This is a genomic window from Ralstonia sp. ASV6 (assembly GCF_016429285.1).
GTDB classification, from domain to species: domain Bacteria; phylum Pseudomonadota; class Gammaproteobacteria; order Burkholderiales; family Burkholderiaceae; genus Ralstonia; species Ralstonia flaminis.
In genome coordinates this window covers 1-1,301 of record NZ_JAELUI010000312.1, presented here as the reverse complement: position 1 = coordinate 1,301, position 1,301 = coordinate 1, and the positions used below count along the sequence as shown (strand labels likewise).

General features: G+C 54.5%; 2 rRNA genes. Both read right to left on the bottom strand.

Annotation, left to right across the window (positions count from 1 at the left end):
- Positions 1–88: 88 nt before the first annotated feature.
- Positions 89–201, bottom strand: a 5S ribosomal RNA gene (rrf, locus tag JHD73_RS27750).
- 115 nt (positions 202–316) lie between these two features.
- Positions 317–1,301, bottom strand: a 23S ribosomal RNA gene (locus JHD73_RS27745); the annotation flags it as partial.

Genomic DNA, 1,301 nt, shown 5'->3' with positions numbered 1-1,301 from the left:
GGGCAGCGCAGAAGAGATGGGAAGCGCGTTTTGCACGCGTAAAAGCAAACACCCCAGCTCGGGTGGAGCTGGGGTGTTTTATGGGAGAGCCTGGCGATGACCTACTTTCACACGGGAATCCGCACTATCATCGGCGCGGAGTCGTTTCACGGTCCTGTTCGGGATGGGAAGGGGTGGTACCGACTCGCTATGGTCACCAGGCTATAACTTGTCGCGTCGCTGACTCCGAGGTCAACGCCGCCAATATGGGAATGTAGTTTAGGTTGTGTATGTGTATCAGGCACAAGGCAGACCCAGCCGGAAACATACCGGTTATAGGATCAAGCCGCACGGGCAATTAGTACTGGTTAGCTGAACGCATTACTGCGCTTCCACACCCAGCCTATCAACGTCCTGGTCTCGAACGACCCTTCAGGGAGATCAAGTCTCCAGGGAATCCTCATCTTCAGGCAAGTTTCCCGCTTAGATGCTTTCAGCGGTTATCTCTTCCGTACATAGCTACCCTGCGATGCCTCTGGCGAGACAACAGGTACACCAGCGGTACGTCCACTCCGGTCCTCTCGTACTAGGAGCAGCCCCCGTCAAGATTCCAACGCCCACGGCAGATAGGGACCAAACTGTCTCACGACGTTTTAAACCCAGCTCACGTACCTCTTTAAATGGCGAACAGCCATACCCTTGGGACCGGCTACAGCCCCAGGATGAGATGAGCCGACATCGAGGTGCCAAACACCGCCGTCGATATGAACTCTTGGGCGGTATCAGCCTGTTATCCCCAGAGTACCTTTTATCCGTTGAGCGATGGCCCTTCCATACAGAACCACCGGATCACTATGTCCTGCTTTCGCACCTGCTCGACTTGTCGGTCTCGCAGTTAAGCACGCTTTTGCCATTGCACTTTAGGTACGATGTCCGACCGTACCAAGCGTACCTTCGAACTCCTCCGTTACACTTTGGGAGGAGACCGCCCCAGTCAAACTGCCTACCATGCACTGTCCCCGACCCGGATTCACGGGCCAAGGTTAGAACCTCAAACAAACCAGGGTGGTATTTCAAGGTCGGCTCCACCGAAACTAGCGTCCCGGTTTCAAAGCCTCCCACCTATCCTACACAGATCGGTTCAAAGTCCAATGCAAAGCTACAGTAAAGGTTCATGGGGTCTTTCCGTCTAGCCGCGGGGAGATTGCATCATCACAAACACTTCAACTTCGCTGAGTCTCGGGAGGAGACAGTGTGGCCATCGTTACGCCATTCGTGCAGGTCGGAACTTACCCGACAAGGAATTTCGCTACCTTAGGACC